Origin of the sequence: Rhodopseudomonas sp., assembly GCF_048594845.1 — a bacterium.
In the GTDB taxonomy this organism is placed as follows: Bacteria; Pseudomonadota; Alphaproteobacteria; order Rhizobiales; family Xanthobacteraceae; genus Rhodopseudomonas.
The window spans coordinates 1-4613 of sequence record NZ_JBMDXE010000076.1 but is presented as its reverse complement, the minus strand read 5'-3'; the positions used below and the strand labels follow the sequence as shown (position 1 = coordinate 4613).

Below are 4613 nucleotides of genomic sequence, written 5' to 3'. Positions count from 1 at the left end.
TTGATGAAAGTGGATTTGCCCGCGTTAGGCCGACCGACGATCGCGACGCGGATCGGGCGCCGGGCGATTTCCTCATCGGTCAGTTCGTTGAGGTTCTCGTCGTCCTCTTCCACGGGCTCCGGCATCAGCACGCGCAGCGCGTCGTAAAGCTCGCTGAGGCCTTCGCCGTGCTCAGCCGAAATCTGTACCGGATCGCCGAGACCCAGCGCGTAAGATTCCATTGCGCCGATCTCGCCGTGCTTGCCCTCGCTCTTGTTGGCGACCAGCACCACCGGCTTGTTCGCGCGGCGCGCGAAGTCCGCGAAGGCGCGGTCGTTCGGCGTCAGGCCCATACGCGCGTCGAACACGAACATCAGCGCGTCGGCGAGTTCGATCGCGGTCTCGGTCTGCTGCTGCATCCGGGCCGTCAGTGATCCCTTGGCGCCTTCGTCGAGACCAGCGGTGTCGATGATAGTGAATTCGAGATCGCCGAGGCGTCCTTCGCCCTCGCGGCGGTCGCGGGTGACTCCGGGCGTGTCGTCGACCAGCGCGAGCTTTTGCCCGACCAGACGATTGAACAGCGTCGATTTGCCGACATTGGGCCGGCCGATAATGGCGATGGTGAACGACATGGCTGATCCGTGCGCCGAGAAGCGGTCGGCTGTCAATGTCGCGACACGCCGGAGGCGCGTCCGGCCGTCAGATCAGCGCTGAAAGCTGCCGCTCGGCATCGGCGCCGGGAAGGCCGACGTGCCCTGCTGCTGCTGGGCCGGAGCAGACTCGGCGGCGGGCTGGTCGGCCGCGGGAACCGTGGTACTCCGGCGGCGGGCTTGCTTCGCCGGCTTCGGCGCGGGTGGCGCAGCGGCCGTGCTGCCGTCTTCTTCGGGCGCGGGTTCGGCTTGAGGCGCAGGCCGCGCGGCGGCGGAGTTGCGGTGCGACCGCGAGCGCTTCGGCTTGGCTTCTTCGACGGGCGGCGGCGCGGGCGCGGCGTCGACTGCCGCCTGATCCTGCTGCGCGCCCTTGTACAGGCTCTTCGGCACGCCTTGCTCGAGGCCGGGCACGCCCTCGGGGAAGACCGGCTTGCGTTCGCCCGCGAGCTTTTTCTTGTTGTCGAGGAAGTCGAACATATCGGTCGGGTCCCAGCCACCGAGGCTGCCACAGCCGGCCAGTCCGCTCGAGAGGGCGAGCAGGACGGCAAGGGAGATCAGGCGGTGCGAACGGCGCATGGACGGTGTCTCACGTGAACTCGAACGTTGGCGATACTGCCGGTCGGTCTCGAACTAGCCGGTTGTCGAATTAGCTCTTGGCAGCGGGCGGCAGCAGCGCCTGCAGAACTTCGGCGCGGTTGCGCAGGCTTGCCGGCGTCTCCGGATCGAGATTGATCTGCTCGATCCACTGCCGCGTCGCCGCAACATTGTTGGCCCGCCAAGCAGATAGCGCCAGCAGCTCACGCGCGGTGTGACGGTAGATAGCGCCCGGACCTGAGATCGGCTCGAGCCGCTGCACCATGTCGTTGTAGGCCGCGGTATCGACCAGCAGCTGGCCGGCCCGAAGGTTCGCGAGATCGCGATCCTGCGCCGGCACGGCGCGGTCGGCCGCGATCGCATCGTAGAGCTTCACACCCTGCTGCGGATCGCCCACGGCGGCTTCGGCAGCGGCGCGGAGCCGCGCGAGATTGCGATAACCGGTTGGCGCCGTTGCGGCGACCTTGTTGAAGGCGGCCTCGGCTTCGGCGTGTTTGTTCTGGTCGGCGAGGTCGGCCGCAGCGGTGAAGGCGGCGCCGGCTTCTGCGGCCTTCTTGGACTCGAAATATTGATAGGCGCGCCAGCCGCCGACGCCGGCGACGATCAGGACGGAGACAATGATGATCAGAAGCGAGTACTTGTCCCACAGCTGCTTGAGCCGCTCGCGACGCACTTCCTCATCGACTTCATTAAATAATTCAGACACTTATGGATTTCCTGTCCCGACGGGCGGCGCTGTCGCCCTGATGCGCCGCGCGCCCGTCCCCCAGACGCTGCGGCGGCGATACCCTAGCGTTATGGCGCTGGCAAGGCAAAGCCAGCCAAATCAAGGAGATGTCCCGAAACGATCAACCGAAGCTTTGCGACCCGCTGGCGCCGAAAAGCATGCGGCAAACTTCAGGCAAACCCAAGGCACCGATCCAACCGGAGCAGCGCCTCAGTTGCCAACGATTGTCAGCTCCTCTTCATGCCGTAGACATGCTCCGGACCCGGGAAGGCGCGCGAGCGGACCTCCTCGGCGTAGCCCTTGATCGCCGCCTCGATGCCGGGTCCAAGCTCGCCATAGCGCTTGACGAATTTCGGCGGCTTCGGCGACAGGCCGAGCATGTCTTCCAGCACCAGCACCTGACCGTCGCAGGCGGCGCTGGCGCCGATGCCGATGGTCGGGATCGCGATCGTCTCGGTGATCTTGCGGCCGAGCGGTTCGGCGACTGCTTCGACCACGACCGAGAACGCGCCGGCCTCGGCGACCGCCTTGGCGTCGGCTTCGATCGGTTCCCAGCTGCCCTCCTCGCGCCCTTGCGCGCGGAACGAGCCCAGCGTGTTGATCGACTGCGGCGTCAGGCCGATGTGGCCCATCACCGGAATGCCACGCTCGGTGAGAAACCGGATGGTCTCAGCCATGCGCAGGCCGCCTTCGAGCTTCACGGCGCCGCAGTGAGTCTCCTTGAGAATACGCGCGGCGGAGTGGAAGGCCTGCTCCTTCGAGGCTTCATACGAGCCGAACGGCATGTCGACCACGACCAGCGCGTGCTGCGAGCCACGCATCACCGCGTGGCCCTGCAGGATCATCATGTCGAGCGTCACCGGCACGGTGGTCTCGAAGCCGTGCATGACGTTGCCGAGCGAGTCGCCGACCAGAATGGCGTCGCAGTAGCGGTCGACCAGCGACGCGGTGTGGGCGTGATACGAGGTCAGCATCACGATCGGATCGCCGCCCTTGCGCGCGCGGATGTCCGGCGCCGTCTTGCGGCGGATGGTCGATTGAACAGACATGCTTAGGCTCCGAACACGGATACGCCGATGACGTAGGGATGGAAGACGAAGGCGAGTGCGAGATACAGCACCACGCCGGCCACGATGGCGATGACGTCGTTCTTGGCGCCGCCGACCGGGATCGGCGGACCGCCGGCATCGCTGCGACGCTTCAGCGAGATGCGGTCGTACACCGCCCAGGCCAGCAGCGAGCCGAACAGGATGATCGAGCCGAGATCGCCGTTGGCGATCAGATGCCCGACCGCCCACAGCTTCACCGCGGTGAGCATCGGATGCTTCACCGCCGCGTAGATGCGGCCGCGCGAATACGCGGCGGCGAGCAGGATCGCCATCGGCAGCATCAGCAGCGCGGTGAGATGTTTGGTCCAGCGCGGAGGATACCAGACGTCGATCCAGCCGTGGGCGCGATAGGCGCCGAACCCGTAGGCAATCAGGAGGAGACCGCCGATCGCCAGCACCGCATAGGCGATCTTGTAGACGGCCTCGCCGCCGATCCCGATCAGCTTGCTGCGCAGGTCGCGCCGCGTGGTCACGACATGGATGCCGATGAACAGCACCAGGCCGAGGATCATCACCCCAAGTCCCATCGCGTCACTCCTGTCTCGGCCGGCGCATGCGGCGGTTTGCGCGCCGGCCAAATCCCCCTAAGGTCCGCGCCGTCGCGTGGCCGCCGCACGGCGCCGCGCGGGCGAAATCCGGGTATCACTGTTTACAGGATCGATGCAAATGCTGGCAGACTTCTTCCGGCGAACGCTGACGCTGGCGATGTTCGGGGCCGCCATTTCGGCGTTCGGCAACGCTGCGGCGGCGGAGCCAGCAGCCTGGCCGCCGAAACTGGTGCGGATCGTCGTGCCGTTCGGTGCGGGATCGACGCCGGACATCGTCGGCCGCGTTCTCGCCGACAGCCTGCAGGCGCGACATCCGGGAACGAGCTTCGTGGTCGAGAACAAGCCCGGCGCCGCCGGCAATATCGGTACCGATGCAGTGGCTAAGGCGGCGCCGGACGGCGCGACGCTCGGCATCTCGATCCCCGGCCCGCTGGTGATCAACCAGATGGTTTTCGCTAGGCTGCCGTATGATCCGGAGCGCGACATCACGCCGGTGACGATGCTGACGCGGCTCCCGAACGTGCTGGTGGTGCCGACCAGCCTCGGCGTCAGCAACGTCGCGGAGTTCGTCGCTAAGTTGAAAGCGCCGGGCAGCAGCCTCGCTTATGCGTCGATCGGCGCCGGCTCGCTGTCGCAGCTGTGCATGGAGGCGATCGCGCAGCAGGCCGGTGCCAAGCTGGTGCATATTCCGTATGCCGGCTCGCCCAATGCGGTGACGGCGCTGATCCGCGGCGACGTGCAGGCCGCCTGCCTGCCGGCGATCTCGGTCGCGCCGCAACTCGCGTCGGGCACGATGAAGATCCTCGCAGTGTCGACGCCGCAGCGCTCGCCGTTTCTTCCCGAGGTGCCGACGTTGAAAGAGAGCGGCATTGACGTCCAGTCCGACGCCTGGAACGCGCTGATCGCTCCGCGCGGTACGCCGACTGCATTGGTCGACGCGATCAACGCCGAGGTGCGGCAGTCGCTCGCCGAGCCGGCGGTGATCGAGAAGCTGAAAGTCCAGATG

6 protein-coding genes are annotated in these 4613 nt (G+C 66.7%); 1 reads left to right on the top strand and 5 read right to left on the bottom strand.

Going from position 1 to position 4613, the window contains the following annotated elements; genetic code table 11:
* The 5 genes from ACOJTD_RS04160 to ACOJTD_RS04140 all read right to left on the bottom strand — a co-directional run.
* Window positions 1-611: GTPase (locus ACOJTD_RS04160; RefSeq protein WP_420131669.1), on the bottom strand; the 611-nt coding region annotated here is incomplete at its 3' end.
* Between the two features lie 72 nt (window positions 612-683).
* Entirely contained in the window at window positions 684-1205 is a 522-nt protein-coding gene (locus tag ACOJTD_RS04155) for a hypothetical protein (protein ID WP_420131668.1), read from the bottom strand.
* Between the two features lie 70 nt (window positions 1206-1275).
* Window positions 1276-1929: a tetratricopeptide repeat protein gene (locus ACOJTD_RS04150; protein ID WP_420131667.1), complete on the bottom strand. Its 654-nt coding sequence runs from the start codon at window positions 1927-1929 to the stop codon at window positions 1276-1278.
* A gap of 248 nt (window positions 1930-2177) precedes the next feature.
* Complete coding sequence (gene panB, locus ACOJTD_RS04145) at window positions 2178-2999, bottom strand: 3-methyl-2-oxobutanoate hydroxymethyltransferase (RefSeq protein WP_420131666.1); 822 nt, start codon at window positions 2997-2999, stop codon at window positions 2178-2180.
* 2 nt (window positions 3000-3001) lie between these two features.
* The gene (locus ACOJTD_RS04140) at window positions 3002-3586 is read right to left on the bottom strand and encodes an NnrU family protein (RefSeq protein WP_420131665.1); all 585 of its coding nucleotides are present in this window, start codon (window positions 3584-3586) and stop codon (window positions 3002-3004) included.
* A gap of 139 nt (window positions 3587-3725) precedes the next feature.
* Here ACOJTD_RS04140 and ACOJTD_RS04135 point away from each other — a divergent pair.
* The coding region (locus ACOJTD_RS04135; protein ID WP_420131664.1) for a Bug family tripartite tricarboxylate transporter substrate binding protein at window positions 3726-4613 on the top strand (888 nt) is incomplete at its 3' end.